14 protein-coding genes and 1 tRNA gene are annotated in these 13,211 nt (G+C 63.7%); 3 read left to right on the forward strand and 12 right to left on the reverse strand.

Annotation, left to right across the window (positions count from 1 at the left end; genetic code table 11):
- Position 1: 1 nt before the first annotated feature.
- The 6 genes from N5P29_RS05145 to N5P29_RS05170 form a co-directional block, all read right to left on the reverse strand.
- Positions 2-898: a hypothetical protein gene (locus N5P29_RS05145; protein ID WP_262277578.1), complete on the reverse strand. Its 897-nt coding sequence runs from the start codon at positions 896-898 to the stop codon at positions 2-4.
- 30 nt (positions 899-928) lie between these two features.
- The gene (locus N5P29_RS05150; RefSeq protein ID WP_315973376.1) at positions 929-1,717 is read right to left on the reverse strand and encodes an amino acid ABC transporter ATP-binding protein; all 789 of its coding nucleotides are present in this window, start codon (positions 1,715-1,717) and stop codon (positions 929-931) included.
- Entirely contained in the window at positions 1,704-2,363 is a 660-nt protein-coding gene (locus tag N5P29_RS05155) for an amino acid ABC transporter permease (RefSeq protein WP_144662679.1), read from the reverse strand. The genes N5P29_RS05150 and N5P29_RS05155 overlap by 14 nt, the downstream gene beginning before the upstream one ends.
- Positions 2,364-3,179, reverse strand: coding sequence for an amino acid ABC transporter substrate-binding protein (locus N5P29_RS05160; protein WP_144662678.1), 816 nt, complete (start codon positions 3,177-3,179; stop codon positions 2,364-2,366). It abuts the gene before it with no gap.
- A 238-nt stretch (positions 3,180-3,417) separates the two neighbouring features.
- On the reverse strand, positions 3,418-4,014 hold the full coding sequence (locus N5P29_RS05165) for a hypothetical protein (RefSeq protein ID WP_262277579.1): 597 nt from the start codon (positions 4,012-4,014) through the stop codon (positions 3,418-3,420).
- Between the two features lie 107 nt (positions 4,015-4,121).
- A complete protein-coding gene (locus N5P29_RS05170) occupies positions 4,122-4,844 on the reverse strand; it encodes a hypothetical protein (RefSeq protein ID WP_262277580.1) in 723 nt (240 codons plus the stop codon).
- A gap of 208 nt (positions 4,845-5,052) precedes the next feature.
- Between N5P29_RS05170 and N5P29_RS05175 the strand changes: the two genes are divergently transcribed.
- Both N5P29_RS05175 and N5P29_RS05180 read left to right on the forward strand, forming a co-directional pair.
- The gene (locus tag N5P29_RS05175; RefSeq protein WP_262277581.1) at positions 5,053-6,714 is read left to right on the forward strand and encodes an ABC-F family ATP-binding cassette domain-containing protein; all 1,662 of its coding nucleotides are present in this window, start codon (positions 5,053-5,055) and stop codon (positions 6,712-6,714) included.
- Between the two features lie 3 nt (positions 6,715-6,717).
- A complete protein-coding gene (locus N5P29_RS05180; RefSeq protein WP_262277582.1) occupies positions 6,718-8,631 on the forward strand; it encodes an ABC transporter ATP-binding protein in 1,914 nt (637 codons plus the stop codon).
- 58 nt (positions 8,632-8,689) lie between these two features.
- Here the strand turns inward: N5P29_RS05180 and N5P29_RS05185 are convergent, their stop codons facing one another.
- The 3 genes from N5P29_RS05185 to N5P29_RS05195 form a co-directional block, all read right to left on the reverse strand.
- Positions 8,690-9,088, reverse strand: a complete 399-nt coding sequence (locus tag N5P29_RS05185; protein ID WP_262277583.1) for an NUDIX hydrolase — start codon at positions 9,086-9,088, stop codon at positions 8,690-8,692.
- The gene (locus N5P29_RS05190) at positions 9,085-9,528 is read right to left on the reverse strand and encodes a DUF6314 family protein (protein WP_262277584.1); all 444 of its coding nucleotides are present in this window, start codon (positions 9,526-9,528) and stop codon (positions 9,085-9,087) included. Before N5P29_RS05190 ends, N5P29_RS05185 begins: the two co-directional genes overlap by 4 nt.
- Position 9,529: 1 nt before the next feature.
- Positions 9,530-9,602, reverse strand: a tRNA-Arg gene (locus N5P29_RS05195).
- A gap of 108 nt (positions 9,603-9,710) precedes the next feature.
- On the opposite strand from N5P29_RS05195, the gene N5P29_RS05200 reads away from it, so the two are divergent.
- On the forward strand, positions 9,711-10,496 hold the full coding sequence (locus N5P29_RS05200) for a DUF998 domain-containing protein (protein WP_262277585.1): 786 nt from the start codon (positions 9,711-9,713) through the stop codon (positions 10,494-10,496).
- Here N5P29_RS05200 and N5P29_RS05205 read toward each other — a convergent pair.
- The 3 genes from N5P29_RS05205 to N5P29_RS05215 are packed head-to-tail and all read right to left on the reverse strand — an operon-like array spanning position 10,483 to position 13,162.
- The gene (locus N5P29_RS05205; RefSeq protein WP_410007896.1) at positions 10,483-10,908 is read right to left on the reverse strand and encodes a hypothetical protein; all 426 of its coding nucleotides are present in this window, start codon (positions 10,906-10,908) and stop codon (positions 10,483-10,485) included. The two genes, N5P29_RS05200 and N5P29_RS05205, sit on opposite strands and share 14 nt — an antisense overlap.
- Positions 10,905-12,356 carry a PGAP1-like alpha/beta domain-containing protein gene (locus N5P29_RS05210; RefSeq protein ID WP_262277587.1) on the reverse strand — a complete coding sequence of 484 codons (1,452 nt, stop codon included), beginning with the start codon at positions 12,354-12,356 and terminating at the stop codon, positions 10,905-10,907. Before N5P29_RS05210 ends, N5P29_RS05205 begins: the two co-directional genes overlap by 4 nt.
- Entirely contained in the window at positions 12,353-13,162 is an 810-nt protein-coding gene (locus tag N5P29_RS05215) for a hypothetical protein (RefSeq protein WP_262277588.1), read from the reverse strand. The genes N5P29_RS05210 and N5P29_RS05215 overlap by 4 nt, the downstream gene beginning before the upstream one ends.
- Between the last annotated feature and the right edge of the window lie 49 nt (positions 13,163-13,211).

A 13,211-nucleotide genomic window follows, 5' to 3' on the forward strand; every position in this document is an offset into this window, starting at 1 on the left:
GTTAATTCCCCTCTCGACCGGTTGCATCAAAACTTTGCAAGCGGGATTTCAAGGCACCTTCAAGATCGGCATTGGATGAGTTGGCGTCCTCAACCAGTTTGGTCGATTTGGCTTTGACGGCCTCCTCATACGTCGTTCGCACTTTATTCAAGGCATCGTTGATATCGAGAAGGGCAACTCCTGCCGTGGTGCTCTTGGCCAAACGGGCCAGCGGCTCTGTCTGATTCAGGACTTCCTGCTGCTTGTCCCGTTGCCCCTTGACCACAGCTTCGATGCCGGTGAGGAGCGCTACTGTCTCTTCATCGGCCTTGTCTTTGGCGCTGGCCAACCCTTCCAAGCATGCATCGGCGGTCTTGACGTAGTCCGCCGAATAGTTCTCGCCGGCCACGTTGAGGTCCTTGTGGAGCGGTGCGCAGGGACCTCCCACCGATCGGGTGATGTTGGCGGTATTAATGAGCTGCTGGTCGCTGTAGGCGATGACAGCGGCGTAGTTTTCCTTGAACTTTTGGAAAGCGGCAGCCACATTTTCCTCTTGGACCACCGGAGAGGCGGCCATGGCGTTCAGCCTGCCGGTATTGGCTTCCGATTCGCGCTTGATCAGTTCGCTTTCCCGGCTCAGCACGTAGTCTTTTTCCTGGTCCTCGTCCGCCTGTGCCACCACGTTGGTATAGCGGGCCGTGAACTCCTGGAGCAGCGGATCGTAGAGGTTCATGGAGTTGTCCACGATTCCGCGTTGTTTGTCCAGGCGCTCAACATCCGCCCGCTGGACCCCGGTGGGGCGGAACAGCGCGAACCACGTGCCGAAGCCTCCCGCTACCAGTGCGATGGCCACGATCACCACGATGAGCGTGGTGCGCCGCGAACTGCCGCTCTCCGGTTTGACGCTTGTCTCGTCCAATGTCAGACCCCCCAATTTCTCCCCACCAGCTTAGACGTCGTGCTGGAGCCGTTTCACAAAAAGTTTGGTCCGTTCCTGCCGGGGTGCCCGGAGCACCTCGGCAGCGGGGCCGCGTTCAACGACAACTCCACCGTCCATGAAGATGACCTCGTCCGCCACGTGCTGGGCGAATGCCAGCTCGTGGGTCACGATCACCATGGTCCAGCCTTCTTCCGCCAGCTCTTTTATGACGCCCAGCACATCGCCCACAAGCTCAGGATCCAGGGCTGAGGTGGGCTCGTCGAACAACAAGAGCTGGGGTTTCAGGGCCAGCGCCCGGACGATGCCCACCCGCTGCTGTTGGCCGCCGGAGAGCTCGAAGGGATATGCGTCGCGTTTGTCAGCCAGACCCACACGCTCCAGCAGACGCTCGGCCTCGGCGACGGCCTCGGCCTTGGGACGCTTCTGTACCTGGACGGGGCCTTCGATGATGTTCTTCAGCACTGTCATATGAGGGAACAGGTTGTAGTGCTGGAAAACCATGGCACTGCGGTCGCGCAGGGCAGCAACCGCCTTCTTGCCCACCTTGGCACCGAAATCGATGGCGAGCGCGCCGGTGCCATCGCTGTCCCCGAAGGTGACAGTACCGGCGTCGGGAATTTCCAGGCCGTTCAGGGAGCGCAGGACTGTGGTCTTCCCGGAGCCGGAGGGCCCGATGAGGGCCACTACTTGTCCGCGTCGGATATCGATGTCGATGTCCCGCAAAACGGTGTTGCTGCCGAAGGACTTGGCGAGGTTCCGTGCCTCCAGGACCATGCTGGAGTGATCAGTGGGCGACATAGCGGTCCAATCTTCGTTCCACCGCGGACTGCGCTGTGGAAAGAACCAGGCAGATGACCCAGTAGACCAGGGCTGCCTGCAGGTACAGGGCCATGAACTCCTGGCTGAAAGCGGCGATCTGCTGGGCATTCCGGAACAGTTCGGTGACCAGGATCAGTGATGCAAGGGACGTGTCCTTCACCAGGGAGATGAAGGTGTTGGACAGCGGCGGAACGGAGACCCGGGCAGCCTGCGGGAGGATGATCCGCACCAGGGTCTGCCGGTTGGACATGCCGATGGTGTGTCCGGCTTCCCATTGACCCTTGGGCACGGACAGGATGGCGGCCCGGATGATCTCGGCCGCGTAACCGCCCACGTTCAAGGAGAACGCGATGACCGCACTGGGCCAGGGATCAAGCTTCACTCCAACGCTGGGCAGGCCGTAGAAGATCACGAACAGCTGCACCAGCAGGGGAGTGCCGCGGATGACCGACACATAGAAACGGCCGATTCCCGAGAGCACGACGTTGGGACTCAACCGCAGCAAGGCCACGAACAAGGCAAGCACCAGCCCAAAGGCGAAGGACATCAGTGTTAGCGGAATGGTCCCGGTCACGGCCCCGGTGATGAGCGGCCCGAAGGAACTCCAGACGAGGTCCCAGTTCATCTATTTGGTGACGTCCGCGCCGAAGTACTTGTCCGAGATCTTTGCCAGCGTTCCGTCCGCACGGAGGTCTTCCAAAGCCTTGTCCACGGCCTTGGTGAGCTCAGTGGAGCCCTTGCGGAAGACCAACGCGCTTTCTGTCTTGTCCGGCGCCTCCGCCGCAACCTTCAGGCCGGAATCGGGAGTGGTCTTGGCATAGTCCAGGTAGGTGAGTTTGTCATTCACCGTTGCGTCGACGCGTCCCTGCTGGACCAGAGTGACGGACTGCGCCCAACCTTCAACGGCCTGGACATTGGCTCCGGCTTCAACGGCCATCTTGTAGAAGTTGCTGGTCAGGGACTGCGCGGTGGTTTTGCCCTTGAGGTCGGCGAAGCTGTTGATGCTGGAGTTGTCCGACTTGGTGACCACTACGCCGGTGGAGATGGTGTAGGGGCTGGAGAATTCGTATTTGGCCTTGCGCTCATCGTTGATGGAGATCTGGTTGGCGATGGTGTCGAAGCGCTTGGAATCGAGGCCCGCGAAGATGCCGTCGAACTGGGTCTCCTGGAAGGACGCTTTGACGCCGAGCTTTTCGGCCACAGCCTTGGCGATTTCGACGTCGAATCCGGTGAGGTCGCCAGCGCCCTCGGCATGGAAGCTGAACGGGCGGTAGGTACCCTCGGTGGCGATGACCAATTCGCCCTTGGACTTCACGTCGGACAGGGACGTGTCCCCGCCGGACTGCGCCGGTGCTGATCCTCCGCCACAGGCCGAAAGGGCAAGGGCAGCGGAAGCCAGGGTGGCGGCAAGGACGGAACGACGGGTGCGGAGGCTGTTCATGGAGCCATCTTAGCCACCGCAGGGGAACGGTATTGCGGTGTACACCGATGCCGGGCGAATGTGGCGTTAAAAAGGCTGAGTGGGGGCGGTCCCCAACAGCCCGCCACCACTCATCCCCCCAATTGTGCTCACTTGGGCGCCACATCCACCGGAAACCCGTTCTCTGATTCCGGTGTCAGGCTGCAACCGCATTCACACATTCATGATTGTGCCACGATCTAATGGTTTTGTGAAAGTCTTACGCCGAGAGACGTCGTTTGCGACGCGCGAAGGCCTTCGAGAACCTGATCCCAGCCAATCCAATGCAGGTGAACATGGCTGCGGAGTAGTTGATAAGCACGCGCAACCAAGCCTCCGAAAAAGGGATCAGAGGAAAGAGCTGGGACAGCAAAAGCAGCGACAAACCCAGCAGCAGCAAGCCCGAAGCGAGGCGCAGGAGCACCGGGGCCTGGCTCACCACCGTGCGCCAGATGGCAGGCAGCAGACACGCGGCCACGAACCCTGGATAGAAGCGGCCCATGAAGGCGTAGGCCTCCAAGGATGGTCCCCACACCAGCCCGCTCATCCCGGCCGACGAGCCCCGGGTGTCCGTGATGAGGAAAAAGTAGATGGTCAACGCGCCCACGATCGCCGCGACCGTGATGCCAATGGGACCACGGATGGCCCGTAAGGCGGACTCCGACCCGAAGGCCGTGGCGATCTTGATGCCCATGAAGAAGAACGTGGCATACAGCAGGAAGCGCAGGATCAGGTTGCCGATGTTCATCCCGCCCAACCAACCATCAATCACGAGGTAGGGATCTTCGATGCTGATGAAGATACTGAGAGAGATCAACGAAAAAATGTAAAACACCACGCGGTTTTCCCCGCGCAGCGCGCTGGGTATCCGTGCGACAGTGATCGCAAGGCAAACAACCAGCGTGACCCAGGGCAGGACAGCCGTCATCCGAGGTTCTCCCAAATTCTTTCAGTACGTTCGTGGTCTTGTTCCTGTCGGCGAAGAGTCTTGCCCAACGCCATAAGCCGTTCACCGGCAAGGGTCACCAGTGCACTTTGGCTCATCCGGTCCAAAGCGTCGCGGCGGGCATTGGGAACCCATCCGGCCTCGGCTTCGGTGATCAGTCCCCCTGCCACCAAGCCTCCCGCCGGGCCGACGCCGGCAGCACGCGAGGTGGCGATCGCGAGTTCCGGTGGAAGCCGGTTGGCTGTCAGGTGGGCGGAGAAGTTCTGGGGAGCGATGCCCGTGGTGCCGCTGACCCGGTGCCGCAGCTCGCCGTCGTCGATCGCGTCCACCCAGTTGCGGATCGACGTTGGGTGCGGTGGCTCCGAAAGGGGCGCGGCCGGCCCGGAACCGGGCTCGCTGCGTTCGACCACCGCACGCAAAAGGTCGATGGTGGCAACCTGGCTCACCAGCTCGCAGGGGGTGGGCGGCACGGGATCCCCGCGGAGATCGGAGTACAGGTCAAAGGTGGAGAGTGCCTGGACGGGGTTGATGTTGAAGCCCCGGCTGATGCTCACCAGCGTGGATTCGGCCACCTTGCCGCGGACCAGTTGCTGGGCCAAGGTTGTCCTCTTGATGCCGGCGATCCTGCAAACGTCCGCCGTGCTGGCATCGGGCGCAACGCCATGAAGCCAGCGCTGGAACGCCTTGGACTGTAGGGGCATGGGGAACTCTCTGTGATGTGACGCGGCAAACCAGCGGAATGCTGTAAGTGGGAGTACAGATCGATTTTACGCCGTCGCCACATTGAATTATGCTTGGTGATTGAACCCGCTGGTCCGTACACCCCCCAAGTCCGGACCGGCGGGTTTTTCCATGCCCGCGGGAATCGCGGCCGAACCATCCGCGTTCCCTTTGCTGGAGGATAGACAAATGACTGCAACCTTGGTGGCCAAGGAACTTGCCGGTGGTCATGGCCACCGCACACTCTTTTCCAAACTGTCCCTCACAGTGGCACCAGGGGACGTGGTGGGCGTGGTGGGCGCCAACGGTGCCGGCAAATCAACCCTGCTTCGCCTCCTGGCCGGCGTTGACCAGCCACAGGCGGGCAGCATCAGCCTGGCGCCCGCGGATGCTTTTGTGGGCTGGCTGCCGCAGGAACACGAGCGCACGCAGGCAGAGACGATCGCGGGCTACATCGCGCGCCGCACCGGCTGCGCCCAAGCCACATTGGAGATGGAAACCACGGCCGAAGCGCTCGGTTCGGGAGCTTCCGGCGCGGATGACGCCTACTCGGTTGCCTTCGACCGCTGGATGGCCTCCGGTGCAGCGGACCTGGAAGACCGCATCCCCGCTGTCCTGGCCGACCTCGGGCTCGAGCTCGGCGCCGACGCCTTGATGACCGGCCTCTCCGGCGGGCAGGCGGCCCGGGTGGCGCTGGCCGCGTTGCTGTTGAGCCGATTCGATGTGGTGCTCCTGGACGAGCCCACCAACGATCTCGACCTCGATGGACTGGCACGCCTTGAAGCTTTCGTCCAGGGTTTGCGTGGTGGGGTGGTCCTGGTGTCCCACGACCGCGAATTTCTGGCCCGCTGTGTCACGACAGTCGTGGAGCTGGACCTGGCCCAAAACTCGGTGGCAGTCTACGACGGCGGCTACGAATCCTTCCTCGAAGAGCGTGCCGTCGCCAAGCGGCACGCCCGTGAGCGCTACGAGGAATACGCCAACACCAAGGCCGACCTCGTCTCCCGCGCCCGCACCCAGCGTGAGTGGAGCTCCCAGGGCGTCCGGAACGCCATGAAGAAGAACCCGGACAACGACAAGATCCGTCGCGCCGCCAGTACCGGATCCTCCGAGAAGCAGGCGCAGAAGGTCCGGCAAATGGAGTCCCGCATCGCCCGGCTCACCGAGGTGGAAGAGCCCCGCAAGGAGTGGCAGCTCCAGTTCAGCATCGGCCAGGCACCCCGCTCAAGTGCCGTCGTCGCCACCTTGCGCGACGTCGTCGCCCGCCAAGGCGACTTCACTCTGGGACCGGTCAACCTCCAACTCAATGGCGGGGAACGGATCGGCATCACGGGACCGAATGGCGCGGGCAAGTCTACGCTGCTGCGACTGCTGCTGGGAACGCAGAAGCCCGACGACGGCGAAGCCTCCATGGGTGCGTCCGTCGCCATCGGCGAAATCGACCAGGCGCGAGGACTGCTCGACGGCGGCCAGCCGCTGGGTGATGCCGTGGAAGCTGTGCTGGTGGACTGGAACAGCGCGGACGTCCGCACCCTCCTTGCCAAGTTCGGCCTCAAGGCAGACCACACCGCGCGCACCGTGGACTCGCTGTCCCCGGGGGAGCGGACCCGTGCTGCGCTCGCCTTGCTGCAGGCGCGTGGGGTGAACCTGCTGGTCCTGGACGAGCCCACCAACCACTTGGACCTGCCGGCAATCGAACAGCTCGAAGAGGCACTGGAAAGCTACGAAGGTGCGCTCCTGCTGGTCACCCACGATCGCCGCCTGCTGGAAAACGTCCGACTCGATTCACGGTGGCATCTGGACAACGGACAAGTCCGGGAGCTTCACCACAACCCAAGCCAGGAGAAGTAACGCATGAGCATGGACCGCGTGGCCTGGAGCTCGCTGTACAACATCACCACTGCCAAGAGCGGTTCCAAGCCGTTCTCCAAGGAAACCCTGAAGAGGGTCCTGGCTTTTGCAGCCCCGCATAAGGGCAAACTCATCGCCTTCGTCATCGCCTCCATTGCGGGCGCTTTCCTCGCCGTGGCCACCCCGGTGCTCGCCGGGCAGGTGGTGGACGCGATCATCGCCAACGCAGGTGTGGGAACGGTCATCTGGCTGGCCGTTCTCATTGCGATCGTCGCGGTGGGCGAGGCCGGAGTGGGGCTGCTGACGCGCTGGCTCTCCTCAACGATCGGCGAGGGTGTCATCGTGGACCTGCGCACCCGCGTGTTCGACCACGTGCAGCGCATGCCCATTGCGTTCTTCACCCGGACACGGACCGGTGCCTTGGTGAGCCGTTTGAACAACGATGTCATCGGTGCCCAGTCCGCCTTTGCCGGAACCCTGTCCGGGGTGGTCAGCAATGTGGTGGCTTTGGCGTTGACCCTTGCCGTGATGCTCAATACCTCGTGGCTGGTCACTGTGCTCGCCATGGTGTTGCTGCCCATCTTCCTGATCCCGGCACGCCGCATGGGTTCGAAACTGGCCGATCTCCGACGCGAGGCCGCGGCCCACAATGCCGCCATGGGCACCCAGATGACGGAGCGCTTCTCCGCCCCCGGTGCCACCTTGGTGAAGCTTTTTGGCCGCCCGGACGAGGAATCGCGAGAGTTCGCTGACCGGGCCGGACGCGTGCGTGACATCGGCATCCGGACCGCCATGCTCCAGTTCACGTTCGTCACGGCCCTGACCTTGGTTTCCGCTTTGGCTCTGGCACTTGTGTACGGCCTCGGCGGTTGGCTGGCCCTCAGCGGCCAGCTCGCTCCGGGCGATGTGGTGGTCCTGGCGCTCCTGTTGACCCGCCTCTACGCACCGTTGACGGCACTGTCCAACGCCCGGGTGGAGATCATGAGCGCACTGGTCAGCTTTGAGCGCGTCTTCGAGATCCTGGACCTCAAGCCTCTCATCACGGAGAAGCCGGACGCCGTCGAGGTTGCCCCCGGCCCGGTTGCGGTGGAGTTTGACGATGTCCGCTTCTCCTACCCGTCGGCTGACAAGGTGTCCCTGGCGTCCTTGGAGGAAGTGTCCACGCTGGACACCCGCGGTGGGGAGGAAGTGCTGCATGGGATCAGCTTCCGGGTTGAACCGGGCCAGACTGTGGCGTTGGTGGGTTCCTCCGGCGCCGGGAAGTCAACCATCGCCCAACTGCTGTCCCGCCTGTACGACGTCGATTCCGGAGCCGTGCGCTTCGGCGGCCACGGACCGAAGACGGGTACCGACGTCCGGGACATCACCTTCGATTCCCTTCGTGACACTTTGGGCATGGTGACCCAGGATGGCCACCTCTTCCACGAAACCATCGCCTCGAACCTGCGCCTCGCCCGGCCGGATGCCACCGAGGAGGACATGTGGAACGTGCTCCGGCGTGCGCGGCTGGAGCCCATGATCCGGTCATTGCCCGATGGTTTGGAGACCGTGGTGGGGGAGCGCGGCTACCGGCTCTCCGGTGGCGAGCGCCAACGGCTCACTATCGCGCGGTTGCTGATCAAGCAGCCCCGCGTCGTGATCCTGGACGAGGCTACGGCAGCGCTTGACTCCACCAACGAAGCTGCCGTTCAGGCCGCTTTGGGCGAGGCGCTCGAGGGGCGTACCGCCGTCGTGATTGCGCACCGCTTGTCCACCATCCGTGCCGCGGACGCGATCCTGGTGGTGGAGGACGGCCGGATCGTGGAGCGCGGCACCCACAGCGGGTTGCTGGCGGCGGACGGCCGCTACGCGGAGCTCTACCGCACGCAGTTCGCCGAGGCTACGGCGGTGGCCCAGGAAGCGGTCCCGGAGCTGTAGACCCAACTGGGGGACAGCAAACGCTCCACTGGCACCTTAGTGGAGCGTTTGCTGTCCCCTAGTTGGGTGCTGCGAGGGCCGGGAGGACGTGGTCCGTCAGGAGCGGGGCAAGGTCGTCGGGCAGGGGAGCACCAAGGTCGAGCCAGCGGATTTCGGCGATTTCCGCAGAGGGGTGCGCTTCCCACGTCCCCGGGGCCGTGAAAACGGTGGCCTCGATGGTGGTTTCGTCCTCGTTGGCGGCGACGGCATGCCAGAGGCCCAAGGGTTCCAGATCCTCCGGGGCCACCTCGATGCCGACTTCTTCGAGGAGCTCCCTGGACGCTGCCTCGGCAGCCGTTTCTCCGGTCTCGGGCTTTCCGCCGGGGTGCATAAATTTCTCCGTGCCGCGTTTTCGGACGGTGAGGAGCTGGCCTGCCTGGTTGTAGACGCAGACGGCGCTGACCACGATCACGTTCATGCATTCCTCCTCAGGTGCGATTCCAGCAGCAGGTCCTTCGCCGGCCCGCGGACGTCCCAGGTGAAGCTGAACGCGTCCGGCCCCTCCCACAGGTAGTTGACGCGGTAATCGTCCGGATCGCACCAGTGTTCGTCCTGGTGGCCCTGCTCCGTGAAACTCATGACATGGAAGGGCCGGTCGTCAGGAAAGAACACGTCCATGGACTCCCGGCTGCTGCCCGGCCTCAGGCGGTATTCGCGGAAGGCGGGTCCCGAGTGGGTGGGCCAGTGCATGGTTCCGTCTTCGCGGTAGTCCAGCCCGCCGTCGGGGTTCTCTTGATAGCGCACGACGCCGGTGAAGGAACCTTTGGTGCCCGTGGCACGGTCCAGGAGTGTCCGCTCCACCACCCAGCTGCCGGCCAGGTAGGCCCGCAGGTCCGGGGTGGGCTGCTGATGGTTCAAGTGCCCTCGATTGGAATCGAACCAACGACACCGGCTTTAGGAGAGCCGTGCTCTATCCACTGAGCTACGAGGGCCTGTGTGTCCACGGCTTGGAATCCCACTGCTGGAGCTCGAGGGCCCGGACACGACTACAAGCATACAAGCTGCCGGGGCGCCGCCCGAACACGGCTAGGCTGACGGTCATGAATGGCCACCAGATTGCACCCGTACAGGCCGGAGCGTTCCTTCCGGACCTGCGCAGTACCAGGGCGAACATCGGCGGATGGGCCCAGCTGAGCGTGGTCCAGTATTTCGTGGCGGAGGCTGCCGTGATCGAATCCTGGGCCGGCCCGCAGCCCTACAGCAGGGCCACCGGTTTCATCAGCGACCTGGGCGCTGTTTCCTGCGGCGTGTATGAGGACCGGGCCGTGTGTTCGCCCTTGCACTGGCTGATGAATGCCTCCTTCGTGGTCCAGGGCCTGGCCTTGGTCCTTGGCGCCCTCTTCCTGACGGCGGGGCTTTTGTGCGTGGCGGCCAGGCCGGGCGTCCATGCCAGGCGTTTCCGCGCGGCCGGGGACAGCCTGGCTGTCGCCCGCGTGCTGACGGTGCCCTGGATTCTGGCTGTAGCTATCCGGATACTCACCGGCGTCGCGGGGTTGGGAACGGTGATTGTTGGCCTCGTACCCGAGGACGCTGGCTCCCCGTGGCACTTCGCCGGGGCACTCATGTTCTTCATCGGCGGAGGCTTTGCGCTGCTGCTGCTGGCCATTCTGTGGTTCCGGCAGACGCCGGTCAGCTGGTTCCTCGCTGCCTGCGCAACAGTCTGCCTTCTTGCGCTGGTGGTGGGTGGGATCACGGGAATGGACGTACCCCAGCCCGGGACCCTGGAACGGCTCATGGGCTATCCCGTGACCATAGGCCTGGCGGCAGCGGGCCTGGTGATCGCCCAACGCGTACGGACTGAACGGACGGCGCTCAGGGCCGGTTGAGGAAGTAGTCGCGGATGTCCACCAGCGAGGTGCCGCCGGTGTAGCCCAGCTCCGCTGCCCCGACGGATACGGTATCGTCCGGCGAAAAGATACTGACCGAGAAGGAACCGGAGTCCAGCTCCTTGGTCTTCTCGAGCATTGCCGGCAACGCTCCGTCCAAGGCCCCGGCAAGTGCGGCCTGGTCAGAGCCCGTCCCTGTCAGCTTCGCGGTGATGAAGTTTCCGGATGTGTTCATGTTCACGTGCACCTGGGCATCCTGGATTCCGGGTACGGAGCCTGCCGCGTCCTCCATGTCCTTGCCGAGCCGTTCCGCCTTGGATGGACCACCAACGCCGCAGGCGGTGACGCCGAGGATTAACAGCCCGATGATCAGGACTGTTGCCAGTGCTCTGGGAAGTTTGCTCAAGATCACTGCTTTCGGGAAATGTTGGACACGGTAGAGGACACCTGGCTTGCGTCGTTGGTCAGGAACTGCTGGGTGGAGTCCTTTTGACTGTACTGGTTGATGGGACCGCCGCCTTCCAACCGGGTGACTGAGTCCACGTAGCGGTAGGAATCGTGGTAGCTCAACCCGCCGAAACCGGGATCGATGTCCGGATTGGGCAATGTAACCACCACGGCGTTGTTGTCCCGGCTCATGGAGACCCCTCCGGGCGCCATGGTGACATCGGCCAGGTCAACTTTGGGAACGGGGTCGCCGGAGTGTTGCAGAGCCAGTACATCGATTGATGACGGGATGGGAGCCGAGTCCACCGGAGAGCCATACGTGACCACATTGGTCACGTTGAACCTGTCCGTGAATCCACTGTCCGAGGCCAACGCCGTGGCGATCATCCCACCCTGGGAATGCCCTGACAGCATGACTGGCGCACCAGGAGGAATCCCGGCTTTCTCCATTGCCAGGCTCACGGCCTGAGCGGCCGTGGACAGGTTCCCACCGGCGAGTTCAAGGTTTCCGGTGAGGTCCGTAGGGTTGGCCGCACCATCGGGCATCCACCGCGTCGTGCCCGGAATGCTCACGATGTAGGCAGGCGGACTGCCTGGCTTTTCGACCGTGGTGATCCTGATGCCGGTGTCCTCCGTGCCGTCCTTTCCAGCGTCAGAGTATGCGGCGTCAGTAGCGGCAAGGATGGCACTGATGCTTGAGGGAACAGGCGTGACGGCCCTGCCGTTGGCATCTGTTTTTCCGGGCGTTCCCACCGTCAGCGGAAGGGGATTCCCCGCCACCGGCCGACCATCATCCAACAAATGCGGGTTCTGGAAACCGAAACCCGTCACCGTCGCGGCGGTGTTCAGCGTCGCCGCGACGAGTAGCACGCCGTTGGACACCAGCTGGGTGATCGATGGTGGTTCACCTGACGTCAGCCAACCCCAGCCCATGTTTACCAGGTCGCCGAAACGAGTGAAGCGGTTCTCCTCGGCATCCATCAGGTTTCCGATGGGGAGGGGCGCCAGGTCCTGCGCGAGGTACCACATGCTTGAGGCGGTGCCGGCAAGCACACGGTTGACCCTGCCGAAGGTGCTCCACAGCTCGCCGGCATCGTCAGCGGCCGCGTCCAGCAGCCGGTCCAAAGTGGACGTACCAGCGGAGCCGGCCGATGTGGCGCTGGCTTCCAGCTGCTTGTCAACGTTCCGTTGCACGGCTTGTGAGGCGGCTTCGAGCGCATGCCCGGCGGCGACAAGTTGGCTGCGGTAGGCCTTCCAGTCGTGGGTGAACCGTTGCCCGTCGTCGCCGTACCACTCCACGTCGGCGATGAGCGGAGTGAGGCTGCCGCTGAGGTCCAGCAACCGTTGGCTGCTCCGGGCAAACTCCTTGCTGAGGCGCCGGCCGGCCTCCACGTCCATTCCATACAGGCTCATGCGTGCACGCTCCCGTTGCTCACTTCGACGCGGGCGCTGGCGAGGTATTCACGGCCGCCCAGCACGGACCAGGCGAACTCGCTTGCAATGTCGGTGGCAGGGACGGGCATCAAGGAGACCGTGGCAGTGTCCCCGGGGCTTGCCTCCAAGGAGTACAGGTGTTCGGCGAGGCCCCAGCTGTGGCGGCGTTGGTATGGCTGGGAACCGTGCCTCCCCGGGGGAACCGCCGTCACCTCGAGGTGGATAGTGCAGCCGACGTCGGCGGCCGTTGCCTGCGGAAGATTGCCGGGGGAGTCAACGAGCCGGGGCAGGTCCGGAAAATGACGGCTGAGGGACGCCCAAGCGTCCTCCTCCCGGAAAAAGGAAACCTCGACGGCGTTGCGGACTTCCGTGACAGCACCACCTCCCGCTTCGGTGCTGATGCGGCGGCGATACGAGAGGCCAACGCCCCGCCCGCCCGCGATGCCGATGTCAGTATGGATCGACTCCAGCGTGCCCTCAGACTGAAGCGTGCCCTCATGCTGAACGACGGTGGACGCTCTCAGCGGTGCCGACGCCGCAAGGAAGACTGCCAGCACCCATTGCTGTGACATCACCCCACGGGCGTCGAGAATGGCGGCGCCGAGGAGTTCCTCTGCAATTTCCGGCGTGACGTCACCCTGCGCCTGCAAGGAGGCCTGATAGGCGGCAAGGTCTTCGTCCTGGCCGCTGTCCATCAGTTCGGCGGCCTTGCGGACAGTTGCCGCCCATGCCAGACCGCTGATCTCAACAATGTTGAGCCTGGAATCGGCCCGGATTTCTCCCACGAATTTCCCCCAATACACTCCGCGCGCCGAACCTGGCGCCAAGGCTCAC

Origin of the sequence: Paenarthrobacter sp. JL.01a (assembly GCF_025452095.1) — a bacterium.
In the GTDB taxonomy this organism is placed as follows: domain Bacteria; phylum Actinomycetota; class Actinomycetes; order Actinomycetales; family Micrococcaceae; genus Arthrobacter.

Excerpts from the sequence above, each read along its gene's own strand:
- N5P29_RS05150 (WP_315973376.1), bottom strand. The coding sequence starts at position 1,717 with ATGTCGCCCACTGATCACTCCAGCATGGTCCTGGAGGCACGGAACCTC.
- N5P29_RS05155 (WP_144662679.1), bottom strand. The coding sequence starts at position 2,363 with ATGAACTGGGACCTCGTCTGGAGTTCCTTCGGGCCGCTCATCACCGGG.
- N5P29_RS05160 (WP_144662678.1), bottom strand. The coding sequence starts at position 3,179 with ATGAACAGCCTCCGCACCCGTCGTTCCGTCCTTGCCGCCACCCTGGCT.
- N5P29_RS05170 (WP_262277580.1), bottom strand. The coding sequence starts at position 4,844 with ATGCCCCTACAGTCCAAGGCGTTCCAGCGCTGGCTTCATGGCGTTGCG.
- N5P29_RS05175 (WP_262277581.1), top strand. The coding sequence starts at position 5,053 with ATGACTGCAACCTTGGTGGCCAAGGAACTTGCCGGTGGTCATGGCCAC.
- N5P29_RS05180 (WP_262277582.1), top strand. The coding sequence starts at position 6,718 with ATGAGCATGGACCGCGTGGCCTGGAGCTCGCTGTACAACATCACCACT.
- N5P29_RS05185 (WP_262277583.1), bottom strand. The coding sequence starts at position 9,088 with ATGAACGTGATCGTGGTCAGCGCCGTCTGCGTCTACAACCAGGCAGGC.
- N5P29_RS05200 (WP_262277585.1), top strand. The coding sequence starts at position 9,711 with ATGAATGGCCACCAGATTGCACCCGTACAGGCCGGAGCGTTCCTTCCG.
- N5P29_RS05210 (WP_262277587.1), bottom strand. The coding sequence starts at position 12,356 with ATGAGCCTGTATGGAATGGACGTGGAGGCCGGCCGGCGCCTCAGCAAG.